Consider the following 13990-nt stretch of genomic DNA (forward strand, 5'->3'; position numbering starts at 1 on the left):
AACGCTCGCGCCTTACCCTAGAACGAGGATTCCCATGCGCCTGATTCGCATGCTGTTGGTTTCTGCCCTGGCCCTGGCCAGCCTGTCGGTACACGCCGACCAGAAGGACGTGGCGCGCTTGACGCAATTGCTGGAGAAATCCCAGACGTTGACCGCGCGTTTTTCCCAGCTGACCCTGGACGGCAGCGGTACCCAGTTGCAGGAGACCGCCGGGCAGATGGCCCTGCAGCGGCCTGGCCTGTTCAACTGGCACACCGACGCGCCGCAGGAGCAGTTGATGGTCTCCGACGGCAAGAAGGTTTCGCTGTGGGACCCGGACCTGGAGCAGGTCACCATCAAGACCCTCGACCAGCGCCTGACCCAGACCCCGGCGCTGCTGTTGTCCGGTGACGTGTCGAAGATCAGCCAGAGCTTCGACATCAGTGCCAAGGAAGCCGGCGACGTGATCGATTTCGTGCTCAAGCCCAAGACCCGCGACACCTTGTTCGATTCGTTGCGCCTGTCGTTCCGCAAGGGTGTGATCAACGACATGCAACTGATCGACAGCGTGGGCCAGCGCACCAATATCCTGTTCATGAACGTCCGGGCCAACGAGCCGATCGCCGCGAACAAATTCAAGTTCGACATCCCCAAAGGGGCGGACGTGATCCAGGAATAATTCGAGGTCGATTGTCGCCCCATGGACCTGTTTCGCAGTGATCCCATTGCCCAGCCGCTGGCCGCGCGTCTGCGCGCCAGCAACCTGGACGAATACGTCGGCCAGGAGCATCTGCTCGCCCGCGGCAAGCCGCTGCGCGAGGCACTGGAGCAGGGCGCCCTGCACTCGATGATCTTCTGGGGGCCACCGGGCGTGGGCAAGACCACCCTGGCACGGCTGCTGGCGAAAGTGTCGGATGCTCACTTCGAAACCGTGTCGGCGGTACTCGCCGGGGTCAAGGAGATTCGCCAGGCGGTCGAGGTGGCCAAGCAGCAGGCGGGCCAGTATGGCCGTCGCACGATTCTGTTCGTCGATGAAGTGCACCGTTTCAACAAGTCCCAGCAGGATGCGTTCCTGCCCTACGTGGAAGACGGTACGCTGATCTTCATCGGCGCCACCACCGAAAACCCCTCGTTCGAACTCAACAACGCCTTGCTCTCGCGAGCCCGCGTGTATGTGCTCAAGAGTCTCGACGAGGCGGCACTGCGGCGTCTGGTCGACCGTGCGCTGAACGAGGAACGCGGCCTGGGCAAGCGCCGACTGCGCCTGGGCGACGAGGCCTTTGCCATGCTCATGGCCGCTGCCGACGGTGACGGACGCAGGATCCTCAACCTGCTGGAGAATGCCTCCGACCTTGCCGAGGACGGCGAGGAAATAGGCGTCGAGCTGTTGCAGAGCCTGCTCGGCGATACCCGCCGACGCTTCGACAAGGGCGGCGAGGCGTTCTACGACCAGATATCGGCCTTGCACAAATCGGTGCGCGGCTCCGATCCGGATGCGTCGCTGTACTGGTTCGCACGCATGCTCGACGGCGGTTGCGACCCGCTCTATCTGGCGCGGCGGGTGGTGCGCATGGCCAGCGAAGACATCGGCAATGCCGATCCGCGGGCGCTGCCGCTGTGCCTGTCGGCGTGGGATGTGCAGGAGCGCCTGGGCAGCCCCGAAGGCGAGCTGGCGGTGGCCCAGGCCATCGTTTACCTGGCGTGTGCACCCAAGAGCAATGCCGTCTACATGGGCTTCAAGGCGGCGATGCGCGAGGCGGCCGAACATGGCTCGCTGGAAGTGCCGCTGCATTTGCGCAACGCCCCGACCAAACTGATGAAGCAGCTGGGCTACGGCGACGAGTACCGCTATGCCCACGATGAACCCGACGCCTATGCGGCCGGCGAAGACTACTTCCCCGAGCAACTGAGTCCACGCCACTACTATCGCCCCGTGCCGCGCGGCCTGGAATTGAAGATAGGCGAAAAGCTCAAGCACCTCGCCAGTCTGGACGACAGCAGTCCGCGGCGACGGAGAAAGGCGTGATCCCGACCATTGTCGCGGTATCCCTGGGTGGGGTGGTCGGCACACTGCTGCGCCTGTTCACCGCGACCTACATCAATGCGAACTGGCCACGTCTGTTCTATACCGGTACGCTGGCCGTCAATATCATCGGTTGCCTGATCATCGGCTACCTGTATGGCCTGTTCATGATTCGCCCGGACATTCCGGTCGAGATCCGTTCGGGATTGATGGTGGGGTTCGTGGGTGGCCTGACCACCTTCTCGTCATTTTCGCTGGACACCGTGCGCCTGCTCGAAAGCGGCCAGGGACTGGTTGCCATGGGCTACTGCGCTGTGAGCGTATTCGGCGGCCTGCTGGCCACCTGGGCCGGCCTGGCACTGACTAAAATCTGACCAATACTGATAAACGAGAGACCGACATGCTCGATTCCAAACTGTTACGTAGCCAGCTTCAGGACGTAGCGGATCGCCTTGCCAGCCGTGGCTATGTCCTGGATGTGGCGCGCCTCGAGGCGCTGGAAGCCCAGCGCAAGACCGTGCAGACCCGCACCGAACAGCTGCAGGCCGAGCGCAATGCGCTGTCCAAGTCCATTGGCCAGGTGATGAAAAGCGGCGGCGATGTCGACGCGCTGAAAGCGCAGGTCGAGTCCATCGCCGAGGAGCTGGGGCGCGGCAAGGCGGAGCTGGAACAGCTGCAGGGCGAGCTCGACGGTATTGCCCTGGGCATTCCCAACCTGCCCCACGAATCGGTACCGATCGGCAAGGACGAAGACGGCAACGTCGAGGTCCGCCGCTGGGGAACGCCGACCACCTTCGATTTTCCGGTGCAGGACCACGTTGCCCTCGGTGGCAAGTCGGGTGGCCTGGATTTCGAGACGGCTGCCAAGCTGTCCGGTGCACGTTTTGCCATCATGCGTGGGCCGATTGCGCGCCTGCATCGCGCACTGGCGCAGTTCATGATCAACCTGCACGTCAGCGAACACGGCTACGAAGAAGCCTACACCCCGTACCTGGTGCAGGCCCCGGCCTTGCAGGGCACCGGTCAGTTGCCCAAGTTCGAGGAAGACCTGTTCAAGATCAGCCGTGAAGGTGAAGCCGATCTGTACCTGATCCCCACAGCCGAAGTGTCGCTGACCAACATCGTGGCCGGCGAAATCCTCGATGCCAAGCTGCTGCCACTCAAGTTCGTCGCCCACACGCCGTGCTTCCGCAGCGAAGCCGGCGCGTCGGGCCGCGATACCCGCGGCATGATCCGTCAGCACCAGTTCGACAAGGTCGAGATGGTCCAGGTGGTCGAACCGTCGAAATCCATGGAAGCCCTCGAAAGCCTGACTGCCAATGCCGAGCGCATCCTGCAGGCGCTGGAGCTGCCGTACCGCGTACTGGCCTTGTGCACCGGCGACATGGGCTTCAGCGCGGTGAAAACCTACGACCTGGAAGTCTGGGTGCCGAGCCAGGACAAGTACCGCGAGATATCCTCGTGCTCCAACACCGGGGATTTCCAGGCGCGGCGCATGCAGGCACGCTTCCGCAACCCCGAGACAGGCAAACCCGAGCTGGTTCATACCTTGAACGGTTCGGGCCTGGCAGTCGGTCGCACCTTGGTGGCCGTGCTGGAGAACTACCAGCAGGCCGACGGCTGCGTCCGCGTGCCCGAAGTACTCAAGCCCTATATGGGCGGCCTCGAGGTCATCGGCTAAATGGAGTTTCTGCCGCTGTTCCACAAATTGCGCGACAGCCAGGTGCTGGTGGTAGGCGGGGGCGAGATCGCCCTGCGCAAATCGCGCCTGCTGGCCGAGGCTGGCGCGGTGTTGCGCGTGGTCGCTCCGAGCATCGACCCGCAGCTTGCCGATCTGGTGCGCGGCAGCGGCGGGCAGATGCTCGACAGGGGTTACCTGAGCAGCGATCTGGACGGCTGCGTGCTGGTGATCGCCGCCACCGATGACGAACCGCTCAACGCCCAGGTGTCGGCCGATGCCCGCGCGCGCTGTGTGCCGGTCAATGTGGTCGATGCGCCAGCACTGTGTACGGTGATCTTTCCGGCCATCGTCGACCGCTCACCCTTGGTGGTGGCAGTGTCCAGTGGCGGCGACGCACCGGTCCTGGCGCGGCTGATCCGCGCCAAGCTGGAAACCTGGATTCCATCCACCTATGGCGAGCTGGCCGGCCTGGCAGCGCGCTTTCGGCAGAAGGTCAAGGCGCTGTACCCGGATGTCACCCAGCGCCGTGCGTTCTGGGAGGAAGTGTTCCAGGGCCCGATCGCCGATCGCCAGTTGGCCGGGCAGGGCGCCGAGGCCGAACGCATGCTCCAGGCGAAGGTCGACGGTGCACCGCCCCATGCCCCCGGTGAGGTCTATCTGGTGGGCGCTGGCCCCGGTGACCCGGACTTGCTGACCTTCCGCGCCCTGCGCTTGATGCAGCAGGCCGATGTGGTGCTCTACGACCGCCTCGTCGCGCCGGCGATCCTCGACCTGTGTCGTCGGGACGCCGAACGTGTGTATGTCGGCAAGCGTCGCGCCGAGCATGCCTTGCCGCAAGACCAGATCAACCAGCAACTGGTGGCCTTGGCCAAGCAGGGCAAGCGCGTGCTGCGTCTCAAGGGCGGCGATCCGTTCATATTCGGCCGGGGCGGCGAAGAGATCGAGGAATTGGCGGCCCACGGCATCCCATTCCAGGTGGTACCGGGCATCACCGCAGCCAGCGGCTGTGCGGCGTATGCCGGCATTCCCCTGACCCACCGCGACTATGCGCAATCTGTGCGTTTCGTCACCGGGCACTTGAAGAACAACACCAGTGATCTGCCGTGGCACGATCTGGTGTCCCCAGGGCAGACGCTGGTGTTCTACATGGGCCTGATCGGCCTGCCGATCATCTGCGAACAGCTGATTCGCCACGGTCGCGGCGCGGATACACCGGCGGCGTTGATCCAGCAGGGCACCACGGTAAACCAGCGGGTGTTCACCGGCACCCTGGCGGACCTGCCGCGGATGGTCGCCGAGCATGAGGTGCATGCACCTACGCTGGTCATCGTTGGCGAAGTGGTAGTGCTGCGCGAGAAGCTCGCCTGGTTCGACGGCGCGCAGTATCGCTGACGAGCACAGACCGGCGCCGGCTGTCGCTGACAGGCGACAGCCATTACTTGGGAATGGGCTGGATGTCCTGAATCACCGCGTTGCTGCGTCGGACCAGTACGAAGTTGTCGCCGATCTGCACCCACTGGCTGTCCGGGTCGGGTTGCTTGAGCCCCGAGGATTTCCACCCGATGAAAGCTGAATCGGGTTGGGCATAGGCTGCCGGAACACGGTCGCCCTTGCCCAGGGAAACCAGCTCGGTGGCGTCGCCGGGCGGGCGGAATACCTCGATGGCAAGCGTGACAGGCGATGCGGCCGACAACAGCGCGCCGGTGATGCACAGCGAAGCGAACAGCATGCGGGTCATGGGGGAACTTCCTTTAATCAACCTATTGGCCAAGCTGCAACGATCAACGCGGAACCAGAGGCCACGCAATGTGGTGAACAGGTTCCGAAGAGACGGCTAGGCTTGACGTCTGCCAGTCTGAGATCTCGATTTTTTCAACCGAATCGACCGTAGTATGCCAATTGTACAGCATGCCAAGCGTATTTGAAAAAGCTTCGACGGCAAGTAAGAAACTGCGCAAAGGCAACGTACGCAAGCTCCCATCTGTTCCAAAAATGTAACTTTGCATTACATTGGCGAAGCATGGGAAATTTCCTCTATTTTTCTCCGCCTTGCGACGATTAAAGTTGTTGAAAAATAAATGCGTCATTTTGAGTGCGTGTCATGTATGGAATACAGGATGCCAGTGAGTGCTGAATTTCGTCGGTTTTAAATATTGGTGGGCGGTTGAAATGGCTATAAAAAACAAAATTCTACAATGCTCTGGGCTGGCGTGGATGTTTGTGATGCCGCAGGATGTTGTTGCTCTATCTGTCAATGGCCCTGATCCGTTGAATTTTAATATTCCCTTTAGTCCGACTATCGGGAATGGGTTGAATGTCGGTACGTATGGGTACGGACGAGTGAATATTACAAACGGCGCAAAAGTGACAAGTCATTCAGTGGGAGCTGGATCTGGTCAGCTGGGTGTTGACGCCGGTTCTGAGGGAGTGGTGGTTGTTTCCGGATCAGGTTCTCGCTGGAATAGTACAGGAGACACCAAAGTGGGGGTCAATGGTAAAGGCCTCCTGGTTGTAGATAGCGCGGCGCGTGTTTCTGTAGGTCAGTCGCTCGAGGTCGGAGTAGAAGGGAATTCGATCGGTAGCGTAGTGGTAAGTAATGGCAGCTCTCTATCTGTCGAGAACAAGCTAGATGTCGGTGGGGAAGACTTTTCGCAGGGTAGCGTAAGCGTTACTGGAGGGAGCGTTATAAATGTTGTGGGGGCAGGTGTAGGCTCTATAACGCTCGGTAGAGCAAGCAACTCGGCTGGGGAGTTACTTGTTTCGGGGGGCGGCTCGTCCGTGAATGCGGCTGAAGTTACGGTTGTGGGTAAAGGTGGCAGTGGCATGCTCACGCTTCAGAATAAAGGTGAGCTAAACACCAATAAGCTGGTTTTGGCAGATGCCGCTGGTTCAAGCGGAGTGCTTTACATAGGTTCTTCAAACACTGACGCTCCGGCCGAAGCGGGTTCGCTGAACTCAACCGAGGGCGTTTGGCTCGGTGCCGGCGATGGCAGTATTGTTTTTAACCACACTGCATCGGATTATGAGTTTGCATCGGCTATTAAAGGAGGCGGTTCAGCGTTGATTGCAAATGGCCGAACGATATTGACCGGTGAGAGCACATACAGTGGGTTGACTAAATTAGTGGGTGGAGTGCTTGAGGCAGGAGGTATGAATGTCTTCAGTAAGAACTCTGATTACACTGTATTTGAAGGCGGGGCCTTATCGCTCAATGGATACGGCCAAACGTTGGGAGGGTTGGCCAATAGTGGTGTTGTTTCGTTGCAAGGGCCGCGTGCTGGTGCGGTACTCACAATTGATGGGGATTATACAGGAGGCAATGGATTGTTGATTTTCAACTCAGTGCTAAATGGCGATGAATCCGTGACGGATCGCTTGGTAGTCTTGGGGGACACTTCTGGTCTTACAAAAGTTAGCGTCAATAATTTGGGCGGATCAGGTGCCTCGACACTGAACGGGATAGAACTTATCACCGTCCAGGGCAATTCTTTAGCTCAGTTCGAGCAGGCCGGCCGAATCGTAGCCGGGGCTTATGATTATCGTCTCGTAAGGGGGGAAGGCGCCAATAGTGGGAATTGGTATTTGGACAGTGGAACTTCTGAGGTGCCAGAAATACCTCAGTCGCAAACTATTCGGCCTGAGGCGGGGTCTTACTCTGCAAATCTCGCGATGGCAAATGCTTTGTTTGAAATCAGGTTGGAGGATCGGCGCAGCTCGCGAGATTACACTGATCCACTGAGTGGCGAGCAAAAGACAACGCGTTTGTGGATGAAAACTATCAGGGGGTATGCCCATGGCGTAGATGTCAGCGGTCAGCTGAGTACTCACTCCGACCGTCAGGCTGTGATGATAGGTAGTGATATTGCATCAGGCGCGACAGGGAAAGGAGGAGGGTGGCGAGTAGGCGCATTGGCAGGTTATGGCAGCGGCACCAACGACACTGCATATAAACTTAATTCATACGACTCAAAAGGGCGAGTTTCAGGCTACTCAATAGGCGTTTATAGTACTTGGTACGAAGATGCCGTAGATGAAATGGGTGCTTATATCGACGGTGTATTTCAGTACAGTTGGTTCGATAATTCGGTAAAAGGTGAGGGTCTAAGTGGCGAGCAGTACAAGTCTCGTGGTCCCGTTGCTTCGGTAGAAGTTGGCCGTGTGATGGAAGTTTCCAAGTTTCGCGGTTTTTCATTTTATATTCAGCCCAAGGTGAAATTGGCTTGGTCCAGCATAAAAGCTGAAGATCACATTGAGCGGAATGGAACCGTGGTGAGATTTGGTAATGAAAGCGGTATTTCCACTCATTTGGCAGTGAGAGCATTTCTGAAAAATATAGATCGCGACTCATCAGCAGGGACTGAGATCAAGCCCTACGTAGAGGCGGGATGGATTCACAGTGACAAGGTATATAGTGTCAATATGGATCGTGTAAAAATCTCCCAGGATGGGTATCGGGATGTCGGAGAAATAAAGCTGGGTGTGGAGGGTGAGGTAACTTCTCGACTTGGCCTGAGCGGGGCAGTTGGCCATCGATTCGGTGGCCGAAATTACAGTGACAGTGTTGCCGAGGTGAGTTTGACCTACGGGTTTTAGGTAGGTCGAACTACACCGAAGCTGAGCGTGCCAGTCTCCATCCATTCACCACACGCTGGCCAGTGCGTGTTGCCTGCTGCCGGATCAGTCTCGCGCCAGAGCCAGGGCTACACCTTGCCCACCGCCAATGCACAGGGTGGCCAGCCCCTTGCTGGCATCGCGACGCAGCATCTCGTGCAGCAAGGTGACCAGTACCCGGCAGCCGGAAGCCCCTATCGGGTGACCCAGGGCAATGGCGCCGCCGTTGACGTTGACCTTGTCGGCGTCCCAGCCCAGCACTTGGCCAACCGACAGCGCTTGCGCCGCGAAGGCTTCGTTGGCTTCGATCAGGTCCAGTTGCTCGAGGCTCCAGCCGGCCTTCTCCAGGCAGCGGCGAGTGGCCGACACCGGAGCGATGCCCATCACCGCCGGATCCACGCCGGCATTGGCATAGGCGGCAATGCGCGCCAGCACCGGCAGGCCCAGTGCCTGGGCCTTGGTCGCACTCATCAGCAGCACGGCCGCAGCGCCATCGTTGAGCGACGAGGCATTGCCAGCGGTGACGCTGCCGTCGGCTTTGAAGGCCGGCTTGAGCTTGCCCAGGCTTTGCGCCGTGGTGTCGGCACGGGGCTGCTCGTCTACAGCGAACTGCACGGGCTCGCCTTTGCGCTGGGGCACGGCAATGGGGGTGATTTCATCGACGAAACGACCGGCTTCGATGGCCGCCACGGCCTTTTGCTGGGACTGCGCAGCGAACGCATCCTGGGCTTCGCGGCTGATGCCGTACTGTTCGGCCAGGTTTTCTGCGGTAATGCCCATGTGATAGTCGTTGAAGACATCCCACAGGCCGTCCTTGATCATGCTGTCGACCAGCGCGGCATTGCCCATGCGCAGACCGGTGCGTGCGGCCGGCAGCAGGTAGGGCGCCAGGCTCATGTTCTCCATGCCGCCGGCGATGATCACCTCGGCGTCGCCGCAGCGGATGGCCTGGGCGGCCAGGTGCACGGCTTTGAGCCCTGAACCGCAGACCTTGTTCAACGTCATGGCCGGTACGGCGCTGGGCAGGCCGGCGAACATCGCCGCCTGGCGCGCGGGGTTTTGCCCGGCGCCCGCGGTAAGCACCTGCCCAAGAATGACCTCGTCGACCTGTGCAGGATCCAGATCGGTCTGTGCGATCAGTCGGCGAATCACCGCAGCGCCCAGCTCGACGGCGGGTACGCTCGCCAGCGAGCCCTGGAAACTGCCGACGGCGGTGCGTGTGGCGGCAACGATAACGACGTCTTGCATGAAGGAGTCCTCGGTAGGGCGGCCGGTGGCCTTGTTCTTGTAGGAAGCGGATGGCACCGCTCAACGTACCGGACACACAGCGACGGCACAGAGTGATTGTCGGCCCTGTGCACTGATTTGATAAGTTGCATTTTCAAACAGGTTTATAAGAAAAGCAGAACAATGCCACAGACCAGCGCCCGCACTCAGCCGCCGGTCATGTTCATGAAACGCACCACCTGCACGTCATCGTCGAGGCGGAAGTTGTGGCTCCACGGCTTGAGCTGCATGGCCTGGATGATCGCCTGTTCGAGCACTTCCGGCTGGCCGGGATGATCACGCAGGACTTGCTTGAGGTCCGCCGAATGCTCGTTGCCCAGGCACAGCAGAAGGCGCCCTTCGACGGTCAGGCGCACGCGGTTGCAGGTCGCACAGAAGTTGTGGCTGTGCGGGGAAATGAAACCGATGCGCGTGCCCGGCGCCTGGGGGATGCGCCAGTAGCGCGACGGGCCTTGGGTGGAGTCGGCGGACGGCAGCAGCTCGTAACGCTCGGCGATGCGTGCGCGTACCTGATCACTCGAGTAGAAGGCTTCGGCGCGGCTGTGCTCGCTGATGGCCCCCAGGGGCATCTCCTCGATGAAGGAAATGTCCAGGCCGCGGTCGATGGCAAAGCTCACCAGGTCGACGACTTCGTCGTCGTTGCGACCCTGCATGACCACGCAGTTGAGCTTGGTATGGTGGAATCCGGCCGCGTTGGCCGCGTCGATGCCGGCAATTACCTTGTTCAGGTCGCCGGTACGAGTGAGCTCGCGAAAACGCGCTGGATCGAGGCTGTCCAGGCTGATGTTCAGGCGCTTGACGCCGGCGTCGAACAACGGCTGGGCCAAGGTTTCCAGGCGCGAGCCGTTGGTGGTCATGCACAGTTCCTGCAGGCCGGGCAGGGCGGCGATGCGTCGGCACAGGTCGACGATGCCCGAGCGCACCAAGGGTTCACCCCCGGTCAGGCGAATCTTGCGAGTCCCCAGGGCGACGAAGCTTGCGGCCACCTGCTCGAGTTCCTCGAGGCTGAGAATCTGCTGGCGCGGCAGAAACGTCATGTCTTCGGCCATGCAGTACACGCAGCGAAAATCGCAGCGATCGGTGACCGACAACCTCAGGTAATCGACTTTGCGGGCGAAGCCATCGTGCAGGGTGCGCTCAGGGGTGTGCATCGGGGGTACCAGTAAAGGGCATGACCATTTCGACTGCCAACGCCATGCAGGCGTTGCAAAAAAAATACAGACCTTGAAGGTACGCGCCACACCGGGGTCAAGCCAATCGCTTTTTTCAATGCGGTCATCGACAGGATTGATCGGCCCCCGGTGCACTGCCCGATCATGGCATCTGCGGCAACTCGTTGGGGCGCAGGTCGAATACCAGCACCTCGGCGTCGACCCCGTTGGTCAACCGCAGCACGGTTTCCTCGCGCAGGCGCACGCCATCCCCTTCATTCAGACGCTGGCCGTTGAGTTCGACGCTGCCCGTGGCGACGTGCACATAGGCGTAGCGGTTGTCCGCCAGGGTCAGCGTGGCCTGTTCCGCGCCGTCGAACAGGCCGGCGTAGACCCGCGCATCCTGGCGCACTTCAAGCGAGCCTTGCGCGCCATCGGGCGAGATGATCAGTTGCAGGCGGCCACGTTTCTGCTCGGGCGAGAAGTGTTCCTGCTGGTAGCGAGGCTCGGCGCCTGCTTGCTCGGGTACGATCCAGATCTGCAGGAAATGCACGGGGTCGACATCGCTGTGGTTGAACTCGCTGTGGGCCACGCCATGGCCAGCACTCATCAACTGCACGTCCCCTGGGCGAATGACCGAGCCGGTGCCCAAGGTGTCCTTGTGCGCCAGCGCGCCTTGCAGCACGTAGGAGAAGATCTCCATGTCGCGGTGCGGGTGCTGACCGAAGCCCTTGCCGGCGCTGACCCGGTCGTCGTTGATCACCAACAGGTCGGAGAAGCCCTGCTCCTGTGGGTTGCGGTAGTGGCCGAAGGAAAAGGTATGGAAGGATTGCAACCAGCCATGGTTGGCGAGACCGCGGTCCGAAGCTTTGCGAAGTGCGAGCATGGTGTTCTCCCGATTCTGGTGGGGGCGCAGCGTTGGAGGTGCTGTGCGATGGGTAAAGATTATGCGTTCGCCGCGCCGGGATAAATCGTTCCGGCAGCGCAGGACTGTCGCGCTCAGGTTGACAGTCATGAAGTGCAGGCTTGCTATGCGTGATCGAGTGGTGGTTATAAGCTAATGCTGCATAGTTATAATTGGCTATATCAGAAATTGTTATCCTGCCGCCCGGCTACCGCTCCCGCGATGCTGAATCTGATGTGTAGGACGTAAGAATGGACGTAGGTACCTGGGGTTTCACCGTGGCCGGGCTGGTGGTCGGTTTCATCGTCGGCATGACGGGTGTGGGCGGCGGCTCGCTGATGACGCCCATCCTGCTCTGGTTCGGCATCAATCCGGCCACGGCCGTCGGCACCGACCTGTTGTACGCCGCCATCACCAAGGCCAGTGGCGTCTGGGTGCATGGGCGCAACAAGAACATCGACTGGAAGATCACCGGCTGGCTGGCGCTGGGCAGCGTGCCCGCAGCGGCGCTGGTGCTCTGGTATCTGAAAAGCCTGGATGCCGAACCGCAGGCCATGGGCGCGGTGATCAAGCAGGCATTGGCTGCGGTGCTGTTCCTGACCGCGTTCGCCATCCTCTTCAAGAAGCGCCTGCAGGCCTTCGCCAGTCGCCATGCCGGCGACCGCTACAACCTCAGTGCCAGCACCCTCAACGGGCTGACGGTGATCACCGGCGTGGTCCTTGGTGTGATGGTTTCGCTCACGTCCATCGGCGCCGGTGCGCTGGGCACCGTGGCCCTGTTCCTGCTGTATCCGTTCCTGGCGACGCGGCGCCTGGTCGGTACCGAGATCGCCCACGCCGTACCCCTGACCCTGGTGGCGGGCATGGGCCACGCCAGTATGGGCAACATGGACTGGTCGTTGCTTGGCCATTTGCTGCTTGGCTCGCTGCCGGGCATCTGGCTGGGCAGCCATCTGTCCGGGCGGGTGTCGGACGACATCCTGCGGCCTTGCCTGGCAGTGATGCTGCTGCTGATCGGTTTCAAACTTGCTTTCTGAGCCCCTCCCACTGGCGCGGGTTATCTCATGTGCAGAGCAGATTCCATGAACGCGATAGACATTCGCCCAGTGCGATCGGATCAGGTCGCTGCAACCCTGGATTACGTCATGGCTGCGCGGGCCTCGATCTTTCCGCAGCTGGATGCCACGCAGGTGCCGGATGACCTGGCGCGCTTTGCCGAGGTTTACCAGGGCTCCGCCCAAGGCTGTTTTCTGCTGGCCTGGCAGGCGGGTCAGATCGTAGGCAGCATCGGTTACCTGCCCTACGACCAGCGCTTCAATCAGCTGCAGCTGCCGCTCGAAGCCACCGTCGAAGTCGTCCGGTTGTTCGTTTCGCCCAGCTGTCGTGGCGCCGGCGTGGCCAAGGCGCTGTATGCAGCGCTCCTGGCGCAGGCGCGTGCGGCAGGTGTGCGAACCCTGTACCTGCACACTCACCCGTTCCTGCCCGGAGCCATCGCCTTCTGGCAGAAACAAGGGTTCGAGGTGCTCGACGTCGAGTCCGATCCAATCTGGCAGACGACGCACATGAGCTGCGCCGCTTCAGGCTGAACCAACGGCCAGGGGCGTCGGTCGGTGATAGACATACCGAACGCCCTGGAGCCGCCAATGAAGCCCTATGTAATCTGCCACATGATGTCTTCCGTCGATGGTCATGCGCTGACCGACGGTTGGGCGCGGCCGTTCAAGAACGCCGCAGGTGAGCTGTACGAGCAGTTGGCCAAACAGTTCGAGTTCGATGCCTGGGCCTGTGGCCGGGTGACCATGCAGGAGATCGCCCACGACGAGGGTTATCCGTCCGGCCTGGCCACCGGGCCGATTGCGCGCATCCCGTACTTTGCCGATCGCGCGGCGAGCGCCTATGCCATTTCCATCGACCCGAAGGGCAAGGTCGGTTGGAAATCCAACACGGCGCTGGACTCGCACATCGTCGAAGTACTGACCGAAGGCGTCAGCGACGACTACCTGGCCTATCTGCAGTCGATCCAGGTGTCCTACATTTTCGGCGGCCAGGACACCCTAGACTTGAGTCGAGTGCTGGACATTCTCGGCCGTGAATTGGGCATCAAGCGCCTGGTCGTCGAAGGCGGACCGCACGTCAGTGGCTCCTTCGTGAACGCAGGGCTGGTCGATGAAATCAGTGTCCTGCTGCTGCCTTTGGTAGACGGCCGCGGCGAGCACCCGGCGTCGTTCGAGATCGACGCCGGGCAATGGCAGCAGCCGACTTACCTGGCCCTGGACAGTGCCGAAGTGCAGGAGGGCGGTGCGGTGTGGCTGCGCTACCGGCAGCAAGCACTGCCGGGCTGAAGGCCGGACGCG

The 13990-nt window shown here is 60.9% G+C and carries 14 protein-coding genes; 9 read left to right on the forward strand and 5 right to left on the reverse strand.

All coding sequences use genetic code 11. The annotated features are described in order from the left end of the window. Positions 1 to 34 precede the first annotated feature (34 nt). From lolA to cysG, 5 genes are read left to right on the forward strand one after another with little or no spacing between them, the layout of a single operon-like run. Positions 35 to 658, forward strand: coding sequence for an outer membrane lipoprotein chaperone LolA (gene lolA / locus IFU31_RS14795; RefSeq protein ID WP_122477774.1), 624 nt, complete (start codon positions 35 to 37; stop codon positions 656 to 658). Between the two features lie 21 nt (positions 659 to 679). Next, a complete protein-coding gene (locus IFU31_RS14800; protein ID WP_122477775.1) occupies positions 680 to 2005 on the forward strand; it encodes a replication-associated recombination protein A in 1326 nt (441 codons plus the stop codon). Further along, complete coding sequence (gene crcB, locus IFU31_RS14805) at positions 2002 to 2376, forward strand: fluoride efflux transporter CrcB (RefSeq protein ID WP_122477777.1); 375 nt, start codon at positions 2002 to 2004, stop codon at positions 2374 to 2376. Before IFU31_RS14800 ends, crcB begins: the two co-directional genes overlap by 4 nt. A 26-nt stretch (positions 2377 to 2402) precedes the next feature. Further along, complete coding sequence (gene serS / locus IFU31_RS14810) at positions 2403 to 3683, forward strand: serine--tRNA ligase (RefSeq protein ID WP_192103460.1); 1281 nt, start codon at positions 2403 to 2405, stop codon at positions 3681 to 3683. Continuing rightward, complete coding sequence (gene cysG, locus IFU31_RS14815; protein ID WP_122477780.1) at positions 3684 to 5075, forward strand: siroheme synthase CysG; 1392 nt, start codon at positions 3684 to 3686, stop codon at positions 5073 to 5075. Between the two features lie 43 nt (positions 5076 to 5118). On the opposite strand, the gene IFU31_RS14820 is transcribed toward cysG, so the two are convergent. Then, positions 5119 to 5421: an RcnB family protein gene (locus IFU31_RS14820; RefSeq protein WP_122477782.1), complete on the reverse strand. Its 303-nt coding sequence runs from the start codon at positions 5419 to 5421 to the stop codon at positions 5119 to 5121. A 43-nt stretch (positions 5422 to 5464) separates the two neighbouring features. Beyond that, the gene (locus tag IFU31_RS14825; RefSeq protein ID WP_192103462.1) at positions 5465 to 5770 is read right to left on the reverse strand and encodes a hypothetical protein; all 306 of its coding nucleotides are present in this window, start codon (positions 5768 to 5770) and stop codon (positions 5465 to 5467) included. Positions 5771 to 5810: 40 nt separating this feature from the next. Here IFU31_RS14825 and IFU31_RS14830 point away from each other — a divergent pair, with 40 nt between their 5' ends. Next, positions 5811 to 8276 (forward strand): autotransporter outer membrane beta-barrel domain-containing protein, encoded by a 2466-nt coding sequence (locus IFU31_RS14830; protein ID WP_192103463.1) that lies wholly within the window; start codon positions 5811 to 5813, stop codon positions 8274 to 8276. An 84-nt stretch (positions 8277 to 8360) separates the two neighbouring features. Here the strand turns inward: IFU31_RS14830 and IFU31_RS14835 are convergent, their stop codons facing one another. From IFU31_RS14835 to IFU31_RS14845, 3 genes are all read right to left on the reverse strand, one after another. Continuing rightward, complete coding sequence (locus IFU31_RS14835; protein ID WP_192059683.1) at positions 8361 to 9542, reverse strand: acetyl-CoA C-acetyltransferase; 1182 nt, start codon at positions 9540 to 9542, stop codon at positions 8361 to 8363. A 185-nt stretch (positions 9543 to 9727) separates the two neighbouring features. Then, positions 9728 to 10732: a GTP 3',8-cyclase MoaA gene (gene moaA, locus IFU31_RS14840; protein ID WP_192059681.1), complete on the reverse strand. Its 1005-nt coding sequence runs from the start codon at positions 10730 to 10732 to the stop codon at positions 9728 to 9730. A 163-nt stretch (positions 10733 to 10895) separates the two neighbouring features. After that, positions 10896 to 11618 carry a pirin family protein gene (locus tag IFU31_RS14845; RefSeq protein WP_122477788.1) on the reverse strand — a complete coding sequence of 241 codons (723 nt, stop codon included), beginning with the start codon at positions 11616 to 11618 and terminating at the stop codon, positions 10896 to 10898. 269 nt (positions 11619 to 11887) lie between these two features. Between IFU31_RS14845 and IFU31_RS14850 the strand changes: the two genes are divergently transcribed. The 3 genes from IFU31_RS14850 to IFU31_RS14860 are packed head-to-tail and all read left to right on the forward strand — an operon-like array spanning position 11888 to position 13978. Next, complete coding sequence (locus IFU31_RS14850; RefSeq protein WP_122477789.1) at positions 11888 to 12673, forward strand: sulfite exporter TauE/SafE family protein; 786 nt, start codon at positions 11888 to 11890, stop codon at positions 12671 to 12673. A 45-nt stretch (positions 12674 to 12718) separates the two neighbouring features. Further along, positions 12719 to 13222, forward strand: coding sequence for a GNAT family N-acetyltransferase (locus tag IFU31_RS14855; RefSeq protein WP_192103465.1), 504 nt, complete (start codon positions 12719 to 12721; stop codon positions 13220 to 13222). A 57-nt stretch (positions 13223 to 13279) separates the two neighbouring features. Beyond that, a complete protein-coding gene (locus IFU31_RS14860; protein ID WP_192103467.1) occupies positions 13280 to 13978 on the forward strand; it encodes a dihydrofolate reductase family protein in 699 nt (232 codons plus the stop codon). The last annotated feature ends 12 nt before the right edge of the window (positions 13979 to 13990 follow it).

The organism is Pseudomonas sp. CFBP 13602 (assembly GCF_014842725.1).
GTDB classification, from domain to species: Bacteria; Pseudomonadota; Gammaproteobacteria; order Pseudomonadales; family Pseudomonadaceae; genus Aquipseudomonas; species Aquipseudomonas baltica.